Source organism: Parabacteroides sp. MSK.9.14 (genome assembly GCF_019041495.1).
Lineage (GTDB): Bacteria > Bacteroidota > Bacteroidia > Bacteroidales > Tannerellaceae > Parabacteroides > Parabacteroides merdae.
In genome coordinates this window covers 19,173-43,344 of sequence record NZ_JAHPXO010000029.1, presented here as the reverse complement: position 1 = coordinate 43,344, position 24,172 = coordinate 19,173, and the positions used below count along the sequence as shown (strand labels likewise).

The 24,172-nt window shown below is 48.7% G+C and carries 11 protein-coding genes; 7 read left to right on the top strand and 4 right to left on the bottom strand.

From position 1 onward, the window contains the following. Positions 1-2 precede the first annotated feature (2 nt). The 4 genes from asnB to KTG12_RS15135 all read right to left on the bottom strand — a co-directional run bounded on the left by asnB (position 3) and on the right by KTG12_RS15135 (position 9,683). A complete protein-coding gene (gene asnB, locus KTG12_RS15150) occupies positions 3-1,667 on the bottom strand; it encodes an asparagine synthase B (protein WP_005648812.1) in 1,665 nt (554 codons plus the stop codon). Positions 1,668-1,693: 26 nt separating this feature from the next. Then, complete coding sequence (locus tag KTG12_RS15145; RefSeq protein ID WP_005638618.1) at positions 1,694-3,127, bottom strand: glutamate synthase subunit beta; 1,434 nt, start codon at positions 3,125-3,127, stop codon at positions 1,694-1,696. Positions 3,128-3,269: 142 nt separating this feature from the next. After that, positions 3,270-7,793 carry a glutamate synthase large subunit gene (gene gltB, locus KTG12_RS15140; protein ID WP_138272465.1) on the bottom strand — a complete coding sequence of 1,508 codons (4,524 nt, stop codon included), beginning with the start codon at positions 7,791-7,793 and terminating at the stop codon, positions 3,270-3,272. 345 nt (positions 7,794-8,138) lie between these two features. After that, positions 8,139-9,683 (bottom strand): HAMP domain-containing sensor histidine kinase, encoded by a 1,545-nt coding sequence (locus KTG12_RS15135; protein ID WP_138272466.1) that lies wholly within the window; start codon positions 9,681-9,683, stop codon positions 8,139-8,141. 266 nt (positions 9,684-9,949) lie between these two features. Between KTG12_RS15135 and KTG12_RS15130 the strand changes: the two genes are divergently transcribed. From KTG12_RS15130 to KTG12_RS15100, 7 genes are all read left to right on the top strand, one after another. Beyond that, entirely contained in the window at positions 9,950-14,809 is a 4,860-nt protein-coding gene (locus KTG12_RS15130; protein WP_138272467.1) for a RecQ family ATP-dependent DNA helicase, read from the top strand. A gap of 14 nt (positions 14,810-14,823) precedes the next feature. After that, positions 14,824-15,342, top strand: a complete 519-nt coding sequence (locus tag KTG12_RS15125) for a GNAT family N-acetyltransferase (RefSeq protein WP_122116255.1) — start codon at positions 14,824-14,826, stop codon at positions 15,340-15,342. A 270-nt stretch (positions 15,343-15,612) separates the two neighbouring features. Continuing rightward, positions 15,613-17,505, top strand: a complete 1,893-nt coding sequence (locus KTG12_RS15120) for an amidophosphoribosyltransferase (RefSeq protein ID WP_119216221.1) — start codon at positions 15,613-15,615, stop codon at positions 17,503-17,505. Between the two features lie 16 nt (positions 17,506-17,521). Further along, positions 17,522-18,673: a glutamine-hydrolyzing carbamoyl-phosphate synthase small subunit gene (gene carA / locus KTG12_RS15115; RefSeq protein WP_138272468.1), complete on the top strand. Its 1,152-nt coding sequence runs from the start codon at positions 17,522-17,524 to the stop codon at positions 18,671-18,673. A gap of 49 nt (positions 18,674-18,722) precedes the next feature. Further along, complete coding sequence (carB, locus tag KTG12_RS15110) at positions 18,723-21,995, top strand: carbamoyl-phosphate synthase (glutamine-hydrolyzing) large subunit (RefSeq protein ID WP_046452031.1); 3,273 nt, start codon at positions 18,723-18,725, stop codon at positions 21,993-21,995. A gap of 72 nt (positions 21,996-22,067) precedes the next feature. Next, positions 22,068-22,808 (top strand): (Fe-S)-binding protein, encoded by a 741-nt coding sequence (locus KTG12_RS15105; protein ID WP_005638600.1) that lies wholly within the window; start codon positions 22,068-22,070, stop codon positions 22,806-22,808. Continuing rightward, entirely contained in the window at positions 22,805-24,172 is a 1,368-nt protein-coding gene (locus KTG12_RS15100) for a lactate utilization protein B (RefSeq protein ID WP_005638598.1), read from the top strand. The genes KTG12_RS15105 and KTG12_RS15100 overlap by 4 nt, the downstream gene beginning before the upstream one ends.

Sequence of the window (24,172 nt, the reverse complement as noted above, 5' to 3'; positions counted from 1 at the left end):
TGTCAGTATGCCGCTTCATGTACCCCTTTCACCGCCCGTCCGCTGGGGTCGTTCATGTTCTTGAAGGCGGTATCCCAAGCGAGAGCTTCGGCGGTGGAGCAGGCAACGCTCGGTACGCTCGGCACGCTGCGGGCGGCACTTTCACTGGGAAAATGCTCTTCGAAGATGGTACGGTAGAAGTATTCTTCTTTGTTCTGAGGCGTGTTGATCGGGAAGCGCCGGGCGGCATTCGCCATTTCAGTGTCGCTGACGGCTTGGGCGGTCACCTTTTTCAGCGTGTCGATCCAGCTGTAGCCGACGCCGTCGGAGAATTGTTCCTTCTGCCGCCAGGCTATTTCCGAGGGGAGCACATCGGCGAAAGCCTCGCGGAGAATTTTCTTCTCGATCACGCTACCGGGACACATTTTGGCTTCAGGGTTGAGGCGCATGGCAATATCGAGAAACTCTTTGTCGAGGAAAGGAACGCGACCTTCCACACCCCAAGCACATAAGCTTTTGTTAGCCCGTAGACAGTCATACATATAGAGTTTGCTCAGTTTACGGACGGTCTCTTCGTGGAATGCTTTCGCATCCGGGGCTTTGTGGAAATAGAGGTAACCCCCGAACACCTCATCCGCCCCTTCGCCGCTCAACACCATCTTTATACCCATCGACTTGATTACGCGAGCCAACAGGTACATCGGAGTGGAGGCGCGGACAGTCGTCACGTCGTATGTCTCGATGTAGTAGATCACGTCACGAATGGCATCGAGCCCTTCCTCGATCGTGTAGTTGATCTCGTGGTGGACAGTACCGATATAATCGGCCACTTTCTTGGCTGCCACTAAATCAGGCGCTCCTTTGAGACCGACAGCGAAGGAGTGCAGCTGCGGCCACCATGCATCTGCCTTCCCTTCGGTCTCGATGCGTTTGGCTGCGTATTTTTTGGCTATGGCGGAGGTGATGGACGAGTCCAGACCGCCGGAAAGGAGTACGCCATAGGGCACGTCGCTCATCAGTTGGCGGCGTACGGCCGCTTCGAGGGCATCGTGCAGTTCCTCTACGCTGGCAGGATTATCTTTCACGTTATCATATTGCATCCAGTCGCGGATATACCAGCGGGTGAAATCCTTATCACGGCTATAGAAATAGTGTCCCGGAGGGAACTGGCCGTATGCGGTGGCGAAGCCTTCGAGCCCTTTCAGTTCGGATGACACAAGGAGATGCCCTTCGTCGTCGTGGCCGATATAGAGGGGGATGACGCCGATCGGATCGCGGGCGATCAGGTAACAGTCGTTCGCTTCGTCGTAGAGAGCGAATCCGAAGATCCCGCTCAGCTTTTCCACGCATCCCACGCCGTATTTGCGGTAGAGGGCGAGGATGACCTCGCAGTCGCTTCCGGTCTGGAATTCGTATTCGTCTTTCAACTGTCCGCGGAGTTCGCGATGGTTATATATCTCGCCGTTGACGGTGAGGATCAGTTTGCCGTCTTTGCTTCTCAGCGGTTGTCCGCCGGATGCAGGATCGACGATGGAGAGGCGTTCATGGGCGAGGATGGCGGTTTTTCCTTGATAGATGCCGCTCCAGTCCGGGCCGCGGTGACGGATACGTTTACTCATTTTCAGGGCTTGCTGACGAAGGTCGGCGGCGCTGCTATGGATGTTGAAGATTGCTGTAATACCACACATGGGAATTATGATTTATGAATTATGAATTATGATTTATGGGGGTGCAGGTATTTGTCGATAGCGGCTGCTGCTTTGCGACCGGAGGCCATGGCACGGACAACGAGGCTGGCACCGCTGACGGCATCGCCTGAGGCGAAGATATTAGTGTCGGCTATCCGGTTGGTGCCCGGATCGACGGCGATGTTGCCGCGTGTGTCGACGGCGATGGAAAGTTCTTTGATCAGCCCTTCCTGTTCGGGGTGGATGAAGCCCATCGCGAGGAAGACGAGGTCGGCTTCGATTATTTCCGTACGGCCTGTCTTCCACATTTCGGGACGTCCGCCGTTTTTCGCAGGCAACCATTCCACCTCTTCGACTTCGACGCCTTTCAGTGTGTTCTTTTCGCCGATGAAACGGACGGAGGCGAGGTTCCAGCGGCGGATGCATCCTTCTTCGTGGCTGCTGCTCGTTTTCAGCACTTGCGGGTACAGGGGCCAGGGAGTTGTCGGGTTATGTCCGACGGGCGGCTGGGGCATGATTTCGATTTGCGTCACGTTAGCGGCTTTGTGGCGATTGGCTGTCCCGACGCAGTCGCTTCCCGTGTCGCCGCCACCGATGATGAGGATTTTCTTGCCTTTGCAGTTGATGATGTCTTTAGGCGGGATGACGATGCCTTCGAGGATACGGTTCTGTTGTGACAACAGTTCGAGGGCGAAATGGACGCCTTTCAGATTACGCCCTTCGATGGGGAGGTCGCGCGGCACTTCGGAACCGATGGCGATACAGACGGCATCGAACGTCGAGGCGATCTCTTTGGCGGATACTTCGTTGCCGACCATCGTGTTGACTTTGAAGACGATCCCTTCCTGTTCCATCAGCCGGATACGGCGGTCGATGATGTTCTTCCCTAATTTGAAGTTCGGAATACCGAATCGGAGCAGGCCGCCTGGGAGTTCGTATTTCTCGAATACCGTTACTTCGTATCCCCGGCGGTTCAGTTGGTTGGCTGCTGTCAGTCCGGCCGGGCCGCTGCCGATCACGGCTACCCGCTTGCCGTTGCGGATGGGGCGGACCGGTTGGATGTATCCTTCGCGAAAAGCGGCCTCTACGATGGAGGCTTCGTTCTCGCGTATCGTGACAGGCTCGTCACAGCTCAGTTTCAGCACACAGCTTTTCTCACAGAGAGCGGGGCAGATGCGTCCGGTAAACTCCGGGAAGTCGCAGGTCTGCTCCAACACGTGGAAGGCTTCGCGCCATCTGCCTTTATAGAGCAGGTCTTGCCATTCGGGTTGTTTGTTACCTAACGGGCAGGCCCAGTGGCAGAAGGGCACGCCGCAGTCCATGCAGCGGGAAGCCTGTGTGCGGCGGTCGCTGCTGTTGAGCGTTTGTTCTACTTCGCTAAAGTCGTCGATGCGTTCATGAACGGGACGATATCCGGCTTCTTGCCGGTGTATGGTGAGGAATGCTTTCGGATTTCCCATGTTGGTAATTGATTGTTTATACTGATACTTTTCTTTTCTTCGTAATTCGGCCCGGATGGGTAGGGGGGGACCTTGTAAGGACGGTGACTCCTCACGCATAAGGACGGTCGCTCCTCACTTGCCGGGTACGTATCCCTGCCGTTTAGTAGTCGCGCTGCATTTCAGCGATTTTTTGTTGCAACTTCTTCATCTGCTCTTCCTGCAAGACCTTTTTATATTCGATCGGGACGATCTGTATGAATTCATCCACATACTTGTTCCAGTTGTCAAGCATTTTGCTTGCGAGGTGACTGCCAGTGAAATGGTAATGTTTGCGGATCAGTTCGTGCAGTTCCTTGCGTGTCGTGCTGTCTTCGATCAGCGAGAGTTCGACCATCTCCATATTGCAGTAGTAGTCGAAGTCTCCTTCCTTGTTCCACACATAAGCAACACCGCCGCTCATGCCGGCGGCGAAGTTGCGCCCTGTACGTCCGAGAACCACCACGCGTCCTCCGGTCATATATTCGCAGCAGTGGTCACCGACTCCCTCTACGACGGCGATAGCACCGGAGTTACGCACGCAGAAACGTTCGCCTACACGTCCGTTGATATACACTTCGCCGCTTGTCGCCCCGTACATCAGGGTGTTTCCGGCAATCGTGTTGTTTTCGGCTATGAAGGTCGACCGTACCGGAGGCATCACGCTGATACGTCCTCCGCTCAAGCCTTTGCCTAAATAATCGTTGGCTTCTCCTTCGAGGCGGAAGTTGACACCGTGCGCAAGGAAGGCGCCGAAGCTCTGTCCGGCCGAACCTTTGAATTTGATATTAAGCGTATGTTCCGGTAATCCTGAGTTGCCGTATCGTTTGGCAATCTCACCGGAGAGCATGGCACCTACCGAGCGGTCGGTGTTGGCTATGGCATAATCCAAAGAAATCTCTTGTCGGTGCTCGATGGCCGGCATGGCATGCAGGATAATGTCCTGGTCTTTTACATGTCCGGTCAAGTGGACCTGCTCTGCCGTATGACGTATGGCATTTGTAGCAGCCTGTGCTGGGATGTGCAGCAATTTGGAGAAATCGAGCAATGCGTATTTGCCGGATGCAGATGGCGTGGGTGGGCGCTTATCGATCAGGTCCGTACGCCCGATGATGTCATCCAGCCTTTTGAAGCCCATCTCCGCCAAGTATTCTCGGACCTCTTCGGCGAGGAAGGTGAAGAAGTTCACCAAATATTCGTAACGGCCGTGGAAACGTTTGCGCAGTTCCTCGTTTTGGGTGGCGACACCCACCGGGCAGGTGTTCATGTGGCATTTGCGCATCATCACGCAGCCCAGTACGATCAGGGCGGAGGTGGCGAAACCGAACTCTTCGGCTCCCAACAGGGCCATCAGGACGATGTCGCGCCCGGTCTTCAACTGTCCGTCGGTTTGCAGCCGGACTTGCCCGCGAAGGTTATTCATGACCAGTGTCTGTTGCGTCTCCGACAATCCCAGTTCGGGAGGCAGTCCGGCGTAGCGGATGGAGCTCATCGGAGAAGCACCTGTTCCCCCTTCGGCTCCCGATATGACGATGCGGTCGGCTTTAGCTTTTGCTACGCCTGCTGCAATTGTCCCGACACCGCTTTCCGATACCAGCTTCACGCTTATTTCGGCACTCGGGTTGACATTTTTCAGGTCGAAGATCAGTTGTGCTAGGTCTTCGATCGAGTAAATGTCATGGTGGGGAGGAGGAGAGATCAGCGAGATACCTGGAATGGAGTGGCGTGTTTTGGCAATCACGTCGTTAACCTTGAATCCCGGCAGCTGTCCACCTTCACCTGGTTTTGCGCCTTGGGCGACTTTGATCTGTATCTCTTCTGCATTCACTAAATATTCAGCGGTTACGCCGAAACGTCCGGAGGCCACTTGTTTGATGGCGGAACGGAGGGAGAGACCGTCTTCGCGGGGAGTGAAACGGGCGGAGTCTTCGCCTCCTTCCCCTGTGTTGCTGCGTCCATGTATCTTGTTCATTGCTACTGCCATCGTCTCGTGCGCCTCTTTGCTGATCGAGCCGAAGCTCATGGCGCCCGTGACGAAACGCTTCATGATCTCGCTTATTGGTTCCACATCTTCGATCGGAATGGATTTTCCCGTTCGGAAGGTCAGGAAATCTCGGAGGAAGATTGGTGTATCCTTTTTGTCTACGAGATGTGTGTATTCCTTGAACTTCTTGTAGCTACCCAAACGGGTTGCCTGTTGGAGGGCTGAGATCGTTTCCGGGTTCCATGCGTGTTTCTCGCCGTCTTTGCGGAAACTGTATAGCCCTTTGTGCTCAAGAGTCAGACTGTCTATTGTCCCTCTAAAGGCCTGATGATGCAGGGCGATGGCGTCGGCGGCTATCTCTTGCAGGCGGATACCGCCTACACTGCTGGCCGTCCCTCCGAAATAGGCATCGGTAAGTGCGGTCGAAAGGCCGACTGCCTCAAACAGCTTGGCGCCTCGATAGCTGCGGATCGTGCTGATTCCCATCTTGCTCATGACCTTGAACAGACCTTTGCAAAGCGCTTTGATGTAGTTCTTGCGTGCCATTTCGTAGTTGAGCTGTATTTCCTGCCTGTCCACCAGATCTTGGAGGATGGCGAACGACATATATGGGTTGATGGCGCTTGCTCCGTAGCCTAAGAGCAAGGCTGCGTGCATCACTTCGCGCATTTCCCCAGTCTCCACCACCAATGCGGTCTGCACACGTTTTTGTGCGGAGATCAGGTGGTGGTGCACGGCGCTGACGGCAAGGAGTGAAGGGATAGGGGCATGGGTTTCGTCCACATCCTTATCGCTCAGGATGATGTAGTTCACACCGTCTGCGACAGATTGTTCTGCTTGCATGCAAAGCCGGTCGAGGGCGGTTTTCAGTCCTTCGCAGCCTTGCGATACTTCGAAGAGCATCGGCAGCTTGACGGACTTGAAACCTTTATAGCGGATGTTGCAAAGAATATCTAATTGCGTGTTGGTCAGTATTGGGTGAGCGAGGCGTACCATCTTACAATGTGCCTCGTTCGGTATGAGGATATTACTTCCTACAGCACCAATATATTCTGTTAGGCTCATGACCAAATCCTCACGGAGCGGATCGATTGGCGGGTTCGTCACTTGGGCGAACTGTTGGCGGAAATAGTTGAACAGCAGTTGAGGATGCTCGGAGAGGACGGCCAGTGGTATGTCGTTTCCCATTGAACCGACCGGCTCCGTGCTGCCTATGCACATCGGGGCGATGATACGCTCGATGTCCTCGCGGCTGTACCCGAAAGTGCGTAGCATCCTGTCATATCCGGCAACGGTGTGCGGGACGTGTCGCCCGGACTTCAGTTCGTCCAGTTCCACCCGGTTGTTTGCTAGCCAGACGCGGTAGAACTGTGCGCCAGCAAGCTGCTTTTTCAGTTCGCCGTCGTAATAGATCTTGCCTTCTTCCGTATCGACCAGCAGGATTTTGCCCGGTTGTAAGCGTCCTTTTTCCTCTATCTCGTCCGGCTCGAAGTCCATTACGCCCACTTCGGATGCCACGACCATCATGCCGTTTTTCGTGATCAGATAACGTGCCGGGCGCAAGCCGTTGCGATCGAGCATTCCTCCGGCATACCGTCCGTCGCTGAAAAGCAGGGCGGCCGGGCCGTCCCACGGTTCCATCAGGATGGAATGATATTCGTAGAACGCTTTCAGGTCTTCCGATATCGGGTTTTTTTCGTTGAAACTTTCCGGAACCAGCATCGCCATGGCATGTGGCAGGCTCATGCCGGACGCCACGAAGAATTCCAGCACGTTGTCCAGTGAAGCGCTGTCGCTCATATCCGGCTGGATGATCGGGCGTATCTCGTCTATATTCGGGATGCGGGGAGAGGACAGGACGCTTTCACGTGCTTCCATCCAGCCACGGTTGCCCCGTATCGTATTGATTTCCCCGTTGTGTGCCAGGAGGCGAAACGGTTGTGCTAGACTCCAGGTCGGGAATGTGTTCGTGCTGAAGCGGGAGTGGACGAGTGCCAGTCCGCTTGTCAGGTAGGGGTTGGTCAGATCAGGGAAATAATGGCGAAGTTGCATTGATTCCAGCATGCCTTTATATATGATGCTCTTGGTGGAAAGTGACGCTACGTAGAAATCTTTCCTGTTCGGTATATCGGATGCCGCCATCCGTTTCTCGATTCGTTTGCGGATGATGTATAGTTTCAGTTCCAATACTTGCTGGTCGTCACATCCGGTGATGAACACCTGTTTGATATCCGGCTCTGTATCCCGTGCGTCTTTTCCTAAGATGTCCGTGTTGACAGGTACTTTGCGCAGATGCATTAAGGTCAACCCTTCCTTTTCGATCTCTTCGATCATGATACTGAGGATAGCCGAATGCTGTTTCTCGTCTTTCGGAAAGAAGACTAGTCCGGTTCCGTACTTACCTTTTTCCGGTACGGGGATGCCTTGCAGTAAGATAAACTCGTGTGGAATTTGTAACAGGATGCCTGCACCGTCGCCGGTCTTGTTATCCGCTCCTTCCGCACCCCGGTGCCGCATGTTTTCCAATATTTTAAGGGCTGATTCCACTATGCCGTGCGATTTACCGCCGTGGACGTTTACGACCAGTCCTACGCCGCAAGCGTCATGCTCGTTGGCAGGATCGTATAATCCTTGCTTATTGTTCAAATTGCTCCTTATATCCATTGTTAGTTGACCTTATGTTTGTAATGTATTTGATTTGTTTATCAAATTGCTTGGCAAATATATGTTATTTGTTTCAAAATGTAATAATATTGAGTGCGGATAAGGAGAAGCTTTTTTATTCTATAGATTGGTTTGTTTCTATTTGAAAGTGTTTTGCTGATTTGTGTGACAATTTGTAATAAAACTATTGTTTAATTCTTTCAAATAGAAAGTATATTGTATTCTTTCGATACGTATTCTTGGAGGATAATAAAGGAGAGGATGGAATGAAATTTACCGGATGCGACCTGCCGCAGACGATACAGGGATGCGCACTCGTCTGCGGCAGGCAATGTATGTGTCAGGTTACACCTGCAATACCAGAATAAAGCGGCTGCCTTTTTTGTATTCGGGGTCTATGGACAGTGTGCCGTTCATCTTCGAAGCGATTAGGGAGCAGATGGGTAATCCCAGTCCGTCTCCATCAGTCAGATCCTTGATTTCAGTAAAAGGCTTGAAGATCGCCATTTGCTTTTCGACAGGGATACCCGGACCGCTGTCGGTAACGATGAACTGACAGATATGGGCTCCTTTCTTCTTGAATTCCAGCTTGATTTTGCCTGATGTCGTGTAGATCGCCGCATTTCTCAGCAGGTGTAGCAAGATGCGTTGCAGCTGTTCGGCATTTGTCTTGATTTCGATCTTTGGGATATCAGCAGTGACTTCAACGTCCGGACGGACATCCTCTTTTACCTGTTCCATCACTTTCTCGCAGAAAGAGCTGACATTAAAAGATTGTGCTTCGTAGGTTTCCAGCAAGGAGTTTTCCAACAAAGAAAGTTCTTGTATATGATTTCCGAACTGTTTTAGGGCATCGATACGGGCTTGTATGGCTTTTGCTTGTCTGGGTGCTGTGATTTGCAATCCGGCTACCGATTTGCTCATTTCGTCTAGTGTCGGTTCCATCTGCGCCGATATACTTTGGATGAATCCGGTCTGTTGTTCGCTGTGCTCGGTGATGGTCTGGATGATCTTCTTCAACTTCCGGTTCAGGAGTATGAAGCGTATGACCAGAAATGCCAGAAACGCCAATGCGGCAATTAGGATGGCGGCTAACGTGCAGAGCCCGGCGATGATATACTGCTTGGCTGATAGCTGGTCTTCTTTTTCCAGTATCGTTTGCAGGCTGCTGTCGTATTTTTGTTGCAGGGCACCCAATTTGTCCTCTGCGGTAAGCATTTTTACGGAATCGGTCCATACCATATATTTCTCGTAGGTTTGCTCTAGCAACGAGATATTATTGGCTTTGCGGGCAATTGCGATCAGATTTTGATAGCATTCGTCGATTTTACCGTATTCCTTTTTCTCCCGGTATTGGCTGATGAGCTTGTTGAATGCTGCGTCTCCTTCTTTTTTCTGTTCGAAGATATAGAAATAATCGGTTTTTGTGTACAACAGTTCTTCGGTAAGTTCGGGATTGCCTGATTCTTCGGCCAGGTTGTCCAGCATGTTAAGCTGGAGCTGTGCTTGCGCGGTGTTTCTTAGCTTGATGTACATTTGTAGGCGCTCTTTTGTTATCCCAAAACGCAGGCCGTACAGTTTCTTTTGCTCTGCATGTTCCTGATTTGCCACTATCTGGCTCATTTGTCGGCAGAGGTCGAACGCTTCCTGATAGTAGTTCTCGCGGTGATAGAGGGATGCCGCCTGTGTACCGCATTCGATTGCCTGCGTTATTTTTCCTTCATTTGCGTAATCCTTGTATGCCTGGATATAAAGATAGCGGGCTTTCGTATAGTCTTTGTTCTCAAAGCTACTTTGTGCCTGTTGCTTGAATTTGTCCGCATTGTTTTGTGCCTGAAGGGAAACACAAAAACTGATAATGAGGGTGATAATGAAGTAGTAAATTCTCATAATTTGAATTTTAACGTTAGACAAATATACTAATTTCTTTGTAATAGGGAATATGAAAATGTGAGATTTCTTAGTCAAGAGCCAAGAGTCTTAGAGTTCTCTCGGCTTCTCTTCGTCCGAAGGAGTGGTAGTATCTCTCGTTTTCGGCAGGAGATTATTATCAAAATGACAATATGGGAAAGATAGTCGAGAAAGGATTTTTTTGGTGTGGTTGCTTGAGGATAAAAGAAAAAATGTATTTTTGCTACAAAACAAAAATGTAGCCCATGAAAGACATAACCTTTGTTGATCTGGAAGTAACGCTGAACACCTGCCGGGTAGTGGATATCGGAGCTGTCCGATCCGACAGAACTCCTTTTCATGAAAATTCCTTTGATAATCTGTTGCTTTTTTTGCATCAGGTACCTTATATTGGCGGGCATAATATATTAAAACATGACCTTTCTTATTTGAAACCTCAGTTTGAGAAAGCAGGCTGCCGACAACCGAAAATAATTGATACGCTCTATCTATCCTCGTTGCTGTTCCCGGAAAAACTGCATCATCAACTGTCCAAGGATGATAAGTTACAGGCTGATAAACCCAATAACCCGGTAAACGATTCGCTGAAATCGTTGTTGTTATTCGAGGAAGAACAAAACGCTTTTGAACGCTTGGATAGTATGCTGAAAATGATCTATTACGGGTTATTGCATGATACGGATGAGTTCGGCGGCTTTTTTGATTACATAGATTATGCACCGGATATTCTGGATGATTTATCGGGTAGTATCCTTGAGTGTTTCAGTAAAGACATCTGTATATCTTCTCCGCTTGCTGAATTGATCACCTCTTATCCGGTGGAATTGGCTTATGGCCTGTCTTTGATTAATTGTTGGAATAGCAGTTCCGGCATTCCGCTTTGGGTATTGCATAATTACCCGAAGGTAGGATGGGTGATGGAGCGTTTGCGGGATACGCCTTGTGAAAATAACGAATGTGCTTATTGCAGAGGAGCATTTAACGGTAAGGAAGGACTGAAATATTTTTTCAAATATGATTCGTTCCGTACCTATGAAGGAGAAGATCTGCAGCAGAAAGCGGTGGAGGCTGCGATTGAAGGAGAATCTCTTTTGGCTGTTTTTCCGACAGGCGGAGGAAAATCCATCACATTCCAGCTCCCGGCTTTGATGAGCGGTAAACGGATAAAAGGACTTACTGTCGTTATCTCTCCCTTGCAATCCCTGATGAAGGACCAAGTGGATAACCTGTGGAAAAATGAAATCATGGATGTTGTTACCATCAACGGGATGTTAGACCCGGTGGAACGTGCCCATGCTATCCAAAGGGTGGAAGAAGGGTCGGTTTCCATCTTGTATATATCGCCGGAGTCGCTTCGTTCGAAAACGATAGAACGGTTGTTGGTCGGGCGGAAAGTGGTTCGTTTCGTTATTGACGAGGCACACTGTTTCTCAGCTTGGGGACAGGATTTCCGTGTGGATTATCTATATATAGGTGATTTCATACGTCTGTTACAGGAACAAAAAGGAGGGAAGCAGGCGATACCGGTGTCCTGTTTTACAGCCACTGCCAAGCAGAATGTAATACAAGATATCAAAGACTATTTTTTCGAAAAGCTAAATATACGCTTTAAAACATTTTGTTCGGGAAGTACCCGCAAAAATCTAAAATACAAAGTTTTCAAGGTAGAAAATGAAGATGAAAAATATGGACTGTTACGGAGTATCATTGAAGACCATGATTGTCCGGCTATAGTTTATGTTTCCCGTACCCGTACGGCAGCCAAAGTTGCCACGCGCTTGCAGCAGGATGGTTTTTCGGCCGGTACTTTTCACGGAAAGATGGAAACCCGGATGAAAACGTCCAGTCAGAATGATTTCATAGACAATAAAATCCGGATAATGGTCGCTACCTCTGCTTTTGGAATGGGGGTCGACAAGAAAAATGTCGGTCTGGTGGTTCATTACGAGATATCGGATTCATTGGAAAATTATGTGCAGGAGGCTGGTAGAGCCGGGCGTGACGAATCAATTGAGGCGGATTGTTACGTTCTTTTCAACGAAGAGGATCTGGACAAGCACTTCTATTTGCTAAACCAGACCAAACTGCGTATTAAAGAGATACAGCAGGTTTGGAAAGCAATTAAAGAACTTACCAGTTCCAGGATTTCGTTGTCAGCTCTTGAACTTGCCCGTAAAGCTGGTTGGAATGAAAATATTCTGGACGTGGAAACGCGTGTAACCACTGCAATAGCCGCGCTTGAGGAGGCCGGTTATATTCGGCGGGGGCAAAACAATCCATGTGTTTTTGCTGATAGTATCCTTGCGAAAACAGCTCAGGAGGCTATCGATAGAATAACAGTCTCTCCACGTTTTGATGACACTCAAAAGGAAGAAGCGATACGTATCATCAAAAAATTAATTTCGACGAGAAGCCGCAAGCATGTAAATGGCGAGATCCCGGAATCTCGTATCGATTATATCTCGGACCATTTGGGGATATCCCGGCAAGAAGTGATGCTGGTCATTCGCTTGTTGCGGGAAGAGAATATTCTGGCAGACGCTTGTGACTTGACAGCTTATATAAAAAAAGGTGAAAACAGCAATCGTTCGCTTGAAACAGTCCTTCTTTACAACCGTCTTGATGAATACCTTTTATCCGTTTTTACCGCAAAAGAACAATCTTTCAATCTGAAAGAGCTACGGAAAGAAGCCGAGATCGAGACTGGAAAAAGTATTTCGCCAGATAAGCTAAACAGACTCCTTAATTTTTGGTCTGAAAAGAACTGGATCAAACGGATATACTTGGATAAAGCGCATAATTATGTCACGATTGCCCGTACCGGATCGGTCCTCGATCTGGAAGAACTGACGGAAGGGAGGCATCTCTTGTCTGATTTCATCATTCGTTATTTGTTTGAGAAAACAGGACAGTCCAGCGAGCTGGAACAGAGCGGAAATATTTTGGTCGAGTTTTCCATGCTTGAGCTGAAAGAGGCGTATGAGAAGGATGTCAGGAAACAATTGTTTGGGCATACCATTCGGATGGAAGACATTGAAGATACTCTTTTGTATCTTTCGCGGATAGAAGCCTTACAGATCGAAGGTGGCTTCTTGGTGTTATACAACCGATTGCAGATAGACAGATTGGTTCTGAATAATAAGATGCAATATAAACAGGATGATTATCATAAACTCGAACTGTTTTATGCCAATAAGATCCAGCAGATTAATATTGTCGGTGAATATGTACGGAAAATGCTTTCCGGTAATAGCGATGCATTGGAATTTGTTGACGACTATTTCCAACTGAATTATTCGTCATTCCTCCAAAAATATTTCCCTGGTAAACGGAGGGATGAGATTAACCGGAAAATGACGAATACCAAACTTCAGCGGTTATTGGGGGAATTGTCCGAAACACAATTGGAGATTGTCAAGGATGACCGTCCCGGTTCTATAGTCGTCATGGCGGGACCCGGAAGTGGAAAGACACGTGTACTTGTTCATAAACTGGCTTACTTGCTGTTGGAGGAAGATGTCAAGCACGAACAACTCTTGATGCTGACTTTTTCTCGTGCTGCTGCGAGCGAATTCAGACGACGGTTATGGGATTTGATAGGGACTGCTGCTGGTTATGTTGAGATCAAGACTTTCCACTCTTATTGTTTCGACCTGTTAGGGCTGCAAGGTTCTTTAGAAAAATCATCTTCCGTAATTATCGATGCCGTGGGAAAAATAGACAATGGGGAAGTAGAGATAAATCGTATTACAAAAACGGTTCTGGTGATTGATGAGGCGCAGGATATGACTGAAGACGAGTTTGCACTGGTGGAGGCGCTTATTCGTAAAAATGAGGACTTGAAGGTGGTCGCGGTAGGTGACGATGACCAGAATATTTACAGTTTCCGTCGTTCGAATTCCCGATATATGAGAAAGCTGGTCGATGAATACGGTGCTCGTACGCATGATTTGCTGGTCAATTTCCGAAGCAAAAAGTGTTTGGTTGAGTTTGCGAATCGTTTTTGGGAAACTATACCTGAAAGAATGAAGCAGTCGCGGATCATTTCTCACGACCAGGATGAAGGTGAGATCCGTATCGTTCAATACCAGTCGCCGAATATGGTTATACCATTGGTGCAGGATATTTGTGCAACCCCTCTGATCGGAACGACCTGCGTATTGACTCAGACAAACTGGGAAGCGATACAGGTTGCCTGTTTGTTGAAAGATAAACGTATGCCAGTCCGTTTGATTCAGTCGAACGAGGGTTTCCGTCTGTGCGATATGGATGAGATGCGTTTCTTCAACCGGATTTTAGGATCGCAAGCGGAGGTTCATCTGATAGATGAAGTATGCTGGGCTGAGGCAAAACAAGCTATTAAAAATGAATATTGTGAAGCTGCTTCTTGGGAAATTTGCCGGGGGATTATTCAGAATTTCGAACAACTTTATCCCTGTAAGTATCGTTCGGATTGGGAAACGTATCTGTTTGAATCGAAGCTGGAAGATTTCTATGCCGTTCGGGGAGAAACTATCGTTGTTTCTACGATTCACAAGGCAAAAGGGAAAGAGTTTGATAATGTCTTTCTGCTTTTAAACGATAATAGGGATTTATTAGGGGATAATCAGCCTGTCACGGATGAAAAGAGACGTGAGATTTATGTAGCACTCACACGTGCCAAAAATAAGTTATCGATCCATTTGAATAGCTATTATCCGGAAATTTTCGGCAATGAGGAAAAAATTATCCGGTTCGATAAGGCTTATTATCCGATGCCGGAACGTTTACTGTTCTTGCTTACGCATCGCGATGTATGGTTGGATTTTTTCAAAGATGCAAGGAGGCAGGAGTCGATTGGAAATCTGAAAAGTGGCATGCCATTGCGGTTGATGGAGGGCGGTTGTTGCGATTCGTCGGATAAGGAAGTTGTCCGTTTTTCAAACAGTTTCAAAAAAGAGATCGAGAAATGGCTGGATAAGGGATATGAACTGAAAGAGGCACGCGTTAATTTTGTCGTGTATTGGAAAAAAACGGGAGAAGAAGAGGAGGTAAAAGTTCTTTTACCGGAAATAGTGTTGGTAAAGGTGAGAAACTTAAATGTTTCGGAATTGATGATTTTATAAATGTGGAGGATGATATGAAAATACTGGAAACGGAACGATTGTTATTACGGGGATTGGAACAAGGAGATTTTAAGGATGTGTGCAAACTGTTGCAGGACGATGAAGTCATGTATGCCTATGAAGGGGCATTCAACGATCAGGAAGTGCAAAACTGGCTGGATAGGCAGTTCGGACGGTACCGGCACGACGGCTTCGGTTTATGGGGAGTGGTTGAGAAAGGTAGCAACGAACTAATTGGGCAGTGTGGTATTACTTATCAGGAATTTGACGGAAAACGAGTCCCTGAAATCGGTTACCTTTTTAAAAAGGAGTTTTGGCATAAGGGCTTTGCTATCGAAGCTGCTGTCGCTTGTCGGGAGTATGCTTTCCATACGCTTGGTTTCGAAGAGGTCTATTCGATCATACGGGATACCAATATTGCTTCCCAAAAAGTAGCGCGGCGCAATGGCATGCAAAAAGTGGCAACCTTCATTAAGCATTACCGAGGGGTGGACATGCCGCATTTTGTTTATAAAGTCAGTTTGTGTAAATGAGAAATCCAAAAGCGATTTCCCAGAACAAAATCGCTCTGATAATGATTATATAAAAAAGCCTTTTGCTTTCTTACGATCCGTATGTGATGAAAGGACTTTTTCTTTTTATTTGGTAGATTTGTTGAAAGAATATTGTTTTATAGAATAATTTAACTAAATGGTAGATAAAATGATTATTTCTATTAATGTGTCAAATAAACTTCGTTTATATGAACATTATGTAATATAATGTAAGTATCTTTGCAGTCGGAATAAACAAGATAGAACCAAATGGAAGTACTTAAACACGAGTGTGGAGTCGCCATGGTCCGGTTACTAAAGCCTTTGGAATATTATCATCAGAAGTATGGAACCTGGATGTATGGGCTCAATAAGCTCTATTTGTTGATGGAAAAGCAGCATAACCGCGGTCAAGAAGGAGCCGGTTTAGCATGCGTCAAGTTGGAAGCTAGTCCCGGCGAAGAATATATGTTTCGGGAAAGAGCATTAGGCACAGAAGCCATTACCGAGATATTCGCAGCCGTTCATGAGTATTACAAGGATTTGCCGCCCGACAAACTGAATGATCCGCTTTTTGCTAAAACAAACCTTCCCTTTGCAGGAGAGCTTTATATGGGACACCTGCGTTACAGTACGACCGGGAAATCCGGTATTTCCTATGTCCATCCTTTTTTACGCCGTAACAACTGGAGAGCCAAGAACCTTGCTCTTTGCGGTAATTTCAATCTTACTAACGTACAGGATATTTTTGAAGAGATAACAGCCATCGGCCAGCATCCGCGTGCCTATGCCGACACTTTCATCATGCTAGAACAGGTGGGGCACCGTCTGGACCGTGAGGTCGAACGCCTGTACCGGAAGTACGAAGCCGAAGGGCTGAAAGGAATGAATATCACCCATGCGATCGAGGCAAATGTCGACCTGTCGAATGTCCTGAAACGTTGTGCCCCGCAGTGGGACGGTGGTTTCGTGATCTGCGGATTGACCGGGAGTGGTGAGTCTTTCAGCGTGCGCGATCCCTGGGGCATCCGTCCGGCGTTCTATTATGCCGATGACGAGATCGTGATCCTGGCAAGCGAACGTCCGGTGATCCAGACGGCCATGAACGTGCCTGCCGAAGATGTACATGAACTGAAAAGGGGAGAGGCACTGATCATCAACAAGCAAGGTAATTGGCATACGTCGCAGATCGTAGAGCCGAAGGAAAATAAGGCCTGCTCGTTCGAGCGCATTTACTTCTCACGTGGAAGCGATCGGGATATTTACCGCGAACGGAAACGGTTGGGTGAAAATCTTGTACCTGCAGTCTTGAAGGCTGTGGACAACGATCTGAACCATACGGTCTTTTCCTTTATCCCGAATACGGCGGAGGTCGCCTACTTTGGATTGCAGGAGGGCATGAACGAATATTTGAACAAGAAGAAAAAGGAATGGATCGCCGATCGCAGCCACCTGCTTCAGGAGGAAGAACTGGAACAAATCCTGTCCATGCGTGTTAGGTGTGAAAAAGTAGCGATCAAAGATATAAAATTGCGTACCTTTATTGCCGAGGGAAACAGTCGTAACGATCTGGCTGCCCATGTGTACGATATCACGTACGGAAGCATCGTGCCTTTCGAGGACAATCTGGTCGTGATCGACGACAGTATCGTGCGCGGTACGACACTCCGGCAGAGTATCATCGGTATTCTGGACCGCCTGAATCCGAAGAAGATCGTGGTGGTCAGCTCGTCTCCGCAGGTGCGCTATCCGGACTATTACGGTATTGATATGTCTCGTATGAGCGAATTTATCGCGTTCAAGGCTGCCGTGGCACTTTTAGTGGACAAGGGGATGGAATCCGTTCTGCTCGATGCCTATAAGAAAGCCAAGCGGCAGCAGGTTATGCCGTGCGATGCGACCGTAAATTATGTGAAGGAGATTTATGCGTCTTTCACCGACGAGGAAATTTCGGCCAAGATGGTGGAACTGCTTACCCCCGTAGGAACACGTGCGAAGGTGGAGATTGTCTACCAGACACTCGAAGGGTTACATGCCGCTTGTCCTGATCATCCGGGCGACTGGTATTTCTCCGGTGATTATCCGACACCTGGTGGTGTACGAATGGTGAACGAAGCGTTCATTCATTATATGGAAGAGGAATATTGGGGAATTGAAAAATGATAATTGAATATTGAAAATGACAAGAAAAACAGCAACATTGGTCTTAGACGACGGAAGCATGTTTCACGGCTTCTCTTTTGGTTTTGACAAGGCAGTGGCCGGCGAAGTGGTGTTCAACACTGCTATGACCGGTTATCCCGAAAGTCTTACCGACCCTTCGTATGCCGGGCAGTTGATGGTTCTGACTTATCCGTTGGTCGGAAACTACGGGGTGCCTCCTTTCTCTATCGAAGAGAACGGCTTGCCTACCTTCATGGAGAGTGAGAAAATTCATGCGGAGGCGATTATCGTGAGTGACTATAGTGAAGAGTATAGCCACTGGAATGCTGTGGAAAGCCTTGGTGACTGGTTGAAACGTGAGAAGATTCCCGGAATCACCGGCATCGATACCCGTGCGCTGACAAAAAAGATACGAGAGCACGGGGTAATGATGGGACGTATCGTTATCGGCACCGCCGATAAAGAAGGTGAAAGTGGAGGGGAAATACCGGATTACGGTAGCATCAATTATGTGGATCGTGTTTCTTGCAAAGACATTGTCGCCTACTTACCTGACGGGATCACCACCCATTACCCTGTAGGCTTCGACAACTTTCAATTTTCAACTTTCAACTCTCAACTCTTGAAGCGTGTTGTGCTTCTCGATTGTGGTGTGAAAGCCAATATCATCCGTAACCTTTTGAAGCGGAATGTAGCGGTGATACGTGTTCCCTGGAACTATGATTTCAATCATTTGGAATACGATGGGCTTTTCCTTTCGAACGGCCCTGGCGATCCTAATACTTGCGATGTTGCTGTCCGGAATATCCGCAAGGCATTGGATAGGGACAAACCGATCTGTGGCATTTGCATGGGAAACCAGTTGCTTGCCAAAGCAGGCGGTGCTTCGATCTATAAACTGAAGTATGGCCACCGCAGCCATAACCAGCCGGTGCGTATGGTGGGGACGGAGAAGTGTTTTATCACCTCCCAGAATCACGGCTACGCAGTGGATAATGACACATTGGGGGCTGACTGGGAACCGCTCTTTGTCAATATGAACGACGGGACAAACGAAGGAATCCGGCATAAGACGAAGCCTTTCTTCTCTTCCCAGTTTCATCCCGAAGCATGTAGCGGACCGACCGATACGGAGTTTATCTTCGATAAGTTTGTCGATTTGCTTTAGGAATTGGGACGACAGATCTAAAAATGTTAACGAATAAAAGAGTCTGAAAATGAAAGAAGATATAAAGAAAGTCCTGATACTCGGTTCCGGCGCCCTAAAGATCGGTGAAGCGGGAGAATTCGACTATTCAGGTAGCCAGGCTTTGAAAGCCATCAAGGAGGAGGGAATCCAGACAGTGCTTATCAATCCGAACATCGCTACGGTACAGACTTCGGAAGGAGTGGCAGATACCGTTTATTTCCTGCCCGTCACTCCCTTCTTTGTCGAAAAGGTGATCGCCAAAGAACGTCCGGATGGCATCCTGCTCGCTTTTGGAGGCCAGACGGCGTTGAACTGCGGTGTGGCGCTTTACCAGAGTGGTGTGCTGGAAAAATATAACGTCCGTGTACTCGGTACTCCGGTACAGGCAATCATGGATACGGAGGATCGCGAACTCTTCGTCCGCAAACTCGACGAGATCGGTGTGAAGACGATCAAGAGCGAAGCGGTGGAAAATGCCGAAGATGCCCGCCGGGCTGCTGCCGAGTTAGGCTATCCGGTGATTGTCCGTGCCGCTTATGCTTTGGGCGGCCTCGGCTCCGGCTTCTGCGACAATGAGGAGGAACTGGATGTACTGGTTGAAAAAGCCTTCTCTTTCTCTTCTCAAGTGTTGGTGGAAAAGAGTTTGAAGGGATGGAAAGAAGTGGAATATGAGGTGGTGCGCGACCGTTTCGACAACTGTATCACGGTCTGCAACATGGAGAACTTCGACCCGTTGGGTATCCATACCGGCGAAAGCATCGTGATCGCTCCGTCACAGACACTGACCAACAGCGAGTATCATAAACTTCGTGAACTGGCTATCCGGATCATCCGTCATATCGGTATCGTGGGCGAATGTAACGTGCAATATGCTTTCGATCCGGAGAGCGAAGACTACCGCGTGATCGAAGTGAACGCCCGTCTTTCCCGTTCGTCTGCGCTGGCCTCTAAAGCAACTGGTTATCCGTTGGCTTTCGTCGCAGCCAAGTTGGGACTGGGTTACGGCCTTTTTGATTTGAAAAACTCGGTGACGAAGACGACAAGTGCTTTCTTCGAACCGGCTCTCGACTATGTGGTCTGCAAGATCCCGCGCTGGGATTTGGGTAAGTTTCATGGTGTGGCTCGTGAGTTGGGGTCGAGCATGAAATCTGTGGGCGAGGTGATGGCGATCGGGCGCACCTTCGAAGAGGCGATCCAAAAAGGGTTGCGTATGATCGGACAGGGCATGCATGGTTTCGTAGAAAACAAGGAGCTGGTGATAACCGACATCGACAAGGCACTCCATAAACCGACCGACACCCGTATCTTCGTTATCTCCAAAGCGTTCCGTGCCGGATATACCATCGATCAGATACACGAACTGACCAAGATAGACCGGTGGTTCCTACAAAAACTCTACGGAATCATGTGTACCTCCAAGGAGTTGCATAAATTGACAATGGACAATGGACAATTGGCAATTAAAAAAGAATATCGCAATCCTGATAATTGTCAATCGTCCATAGTCCATAGTTCATTGCTTCGCAAGGCGAAACGGCAAGGTTTCTCCGATTTTCAGATAGCTCGCGCCTTCGGCCTTGAGGGAAATATAGAAAAAGGTATGATGCAGATCCGCCAGTTTCGTAAGGAACACGGCATCGTTCCGGTAGTGAAACAGATCGATACGCTGGCTGCTGAATACCCGGCGCAGACGAACTATCTGTATCTGACCTATAGCGGTACGGAAAACGACGTGCAGTATCAGGGTGACCACCGTTCCATCGTCGTGCTGGGTTCCGGCGCTTACCGGATCGGCAGTTCGGTCGAGTTCGACTGGTGTGGCGTGCAGGCGTTGGAAACGATCCGTAAGGAAGGTTGGCGTTCGGTGATGATCAACTACAATCCTGAAACAGTTTCGACCGACTATGATATGTGTGACCGCCTTTACTTCGATGAACTGACCTTCGAGCGTGTGATGGATATCCTCGAACTGGAAAATCCGCATGGCGTGATTGTTTCAACAGGCGGCCAGATACCCAATAACCTGGCGATGCGTCTGGACGAGCAGCATGTCAATATCTTGGGGACATCCGCCAAGAGTATCGACAATGCCGAAGATCGCGAGAAATTTTCCGCCATGCTGGACCGCATCGGTGTGGACCAGCCGCGTTGGAAAGAGCTTTCGTCGATGGAAGATATCAACGAGTTTGTGGCTGAGGTGGGTTTTCCGGTCTTGGTTCGTCCGAGTTATGTGCTGAGTGGCGCCGCCATGAATGTCTGCTCCAACCAGGAAGAACTCGAACGCTTCTTGCAGCTGGCAGCCAACGTGTCGCAGAAACATCCGGTCGTTGTCAGCCAGTTCATCGAACATGCCAAGGAAGTGGAAATGGATGCAGTAGCCGATAAGGGTGAGATCGTCATGTATGCTATCTCCGAACATATCGAGTTTGCCGGTGTGCATTCCGGCGATGCAACTATCCAGTTTCCCGCACAAAAGCTGTATGTTGAAACGGTCCGCCGCATCAAGCGTATCAGCAAGCAGATCGCAAAAGAGCTGAATATCTCTGGTCCGTTCAACATCCAATATCTGGCGAAAGGCAACGAGATCAAGGTGATCGAATGTAACCTTCGCGCGAGCCGTTCCTTTCCTTTCGTCAGCAAAGTATTGAAGATTAACTTTATTGAACTGGCCACTCGCATCATGTTAGGTTTACCTGTCGAGAAACCTAATAAGAACGAATTCGATCTGGATTATGTAGGTATCAAAGCCTCGCAGTTCTCCTTCAACCGCTTGCAGAAAGCTGACCCTGTTTTAGGTGTTGATATGGCTTCGACGGGCGAGGTCGGGTGTATCGGCGACGATGTTTCCGAGGCTGTTTTGAAAAGTATGCTTTCCGTCGGTCTCCGTATCCCAGAAAAGAATATTCTGCTCTCGACGGGTACGCCAAAACAGAAAGTGGCCATGTTGGATGCCGCCAAGATGTTGGCATCGAAAGGCTACAACCTCTTTGCAACAGGCGGGACACACCGCTTTCTCGAAGAAAACGGCATCTCCAGTACGCGGGTTTACTGGCCGAGCGAGGAGGACATGGAACCTCAAGCACTCACCATGCTCCACGAAAGGAAGATTGACATGGTTGTGAATATTCCGCGCGACCTTTCAGCCGGTGAGTTGAATAATGGCTATAAGATCCGTCGTGCCGCCATCGATCTGAACGTTCCGCTCATCACAAATGCCCGTCTGGCAAGCGCCTTTATCGAAGCATTTTGCACGCTGGGCATGGACGATATACAAATCCGAAGCTGGCAGGAGTATAAGTGATTTGTTACTTTTGGATCAAGTTCAAAGTAACAGAAATAATTATTACATTTGTGGTAATTAAAATAAACCAATATGAAGATAGGATTATTTATTCCCTGTTATATCAATGCGGTATATCCGGAAGTTGGTGTTGCTTCCTATAAATTATTGAAAAGTCTCGGGTTGGATGTGGATTATCCGTTAGACCAGACTTGTTGTGGCCAGCCAATGGCAAATGCCGGATTCGAGCATGAATCGGCAGGGTTGGCGCTGCGTATGGAAGAATTGTTCCGTTCGTACGATTATGTGGTTGGCCCTTCTGCCAGTTGTGTCGCTTTCGTGAAAGAGAATCATCCCGGTATTCTGGAAAAGGCAGGTCATGTGTGTATGAACAGCAAGAAGATTTATGATATCTGCGAGTTTCTGCACGATATTGTGAAGGTCAAGGAACTGAAAGCTGAATTTCCCCACAAGGTAAGCATTCACAATAGCTGTCACGGTGTGCGCGAGTTGCATCTTTCTTCTCCGAGTGAACGGAATATCCCGTATTTTTCTAAGTTGCGCGATCTCCTCTCTTTGGTGAAAGGCATTGAGATATTCGAACCGAAACGTATCGACGAGTGCTGTGGGTTCGGTGGCATGTTTGCGATTGAGGAACCCGAAGTGTCCGTCTGTATGGGACGAGATAAGGTGAAGGACCACATGAGCACAGGAGCCGAGTACATCACCGGTGCCGACAGTTCCTGCCTGATGCATATGGAAGGCGTGATCAAGCGTGACAACCTTCCGATCAAAACGATTCATATTGTTGAAATATTAGCCTCCGGATTATGAGCACGAAACATTCAAAAGCGGCTGCCCGCTTCATCGGGAACCGCAAGCAGGAAGCCTGGCACGACGAAACCCTCTGGATGGTCCGTGTCAAACGGGATAAAATGAGCCATTCGCTTCCCGAATGGGAACGCTTGCGTGAACTGGCTTGTGAGATCAAACTTTATTCGAACAGCCATTTGGATGTCCTTTTGGAAGAGTTCGAGAAGAACGCCACGGCCAACGGAGCGATTGTCCATTGGGCGAAAGACGCGGCGGAACATAATGCGATCGTCGAGGAAATCCTGCAACAGCACAAGGCGCATACGCTGATAAAGAGCAAATCCATGTTGACAGAAGAGTGTGGTATGAACGATTACCTGTTCGGAAAAGGTTACGATATAATCGAGAGCGACCTCGGCGAACGTATCCTTCAATGGATGAAACTTCATCCCAGCCATATCGTGATGCCCGCTATCCATATCAAGCGGCAGGAGGTGGGCGAGATGATGGAGCGCGTGTTAGGTACGGAAAAAGGCAATTCCGACCCGACCTATCTGACGCATGCCGTCCGCAAAAATATGCGTGAGAAATTCCTGACAGCCGATGTTGCCATGACGGGAGCTAACTTTGCAGTTGCTTCGACTGGAGAGATAGTGGTCTGCACCAACGAGGGGAATGCAGATATGGGAACTTCTTTCCCGAATGTTCACATTGCGACGTTCGGAATGGAGAAGATCGTGCCGGATCGGGACTCGTTAGGTGTCTTCACCCGCCTGCTGGCACGCTCCGGCACGGGGCAGCCGATCACTTCCTACACTTCTCACTATTGTAAACCGAAAGAAGGAGGTGAGTTTCATATCATCATAGTCGATAACGGGCGGAGTGATATCCTGGCATGTCCCGATCATATCCGTACGCTGAACTGCATCCGTTGTGGCGAGTGTATGAATACTTGTCCGGTCTATCGCCGTAGCGGTGGTTATTCCTATACATATTTTATACCCGGCCCGATTGGGATCAATCTAGGGATGCTGAAAGATCCGGTGAAATATTCGGACAATGTTTCTGCCTGTTCGTTGTGCCTCTCTTGCTCGAATGTTTGCCCGGTCAAGATAGACCTCGGCGAACAGATCTATCGCTGGCGTCAGGACTTGGATAAGATAGGGAAAGCGAGTACGGAGAAAAAGATTATGTCCGGCGGCATGAAGTTCCTGATGGAACGTCCGAAACTGTTCAATACGGCTTTGAAGTTTGCCCCGGTAGTCAATAACATGCCTCGTTTTATGATCTACAACGCTTTGAATGCATGGGGGAAGGGCCGTGAACTGCCAGCTTTTGCCAAGCAGTCGTTCAATGAAATGTGGAAAAGTAACAAGATAAAATAA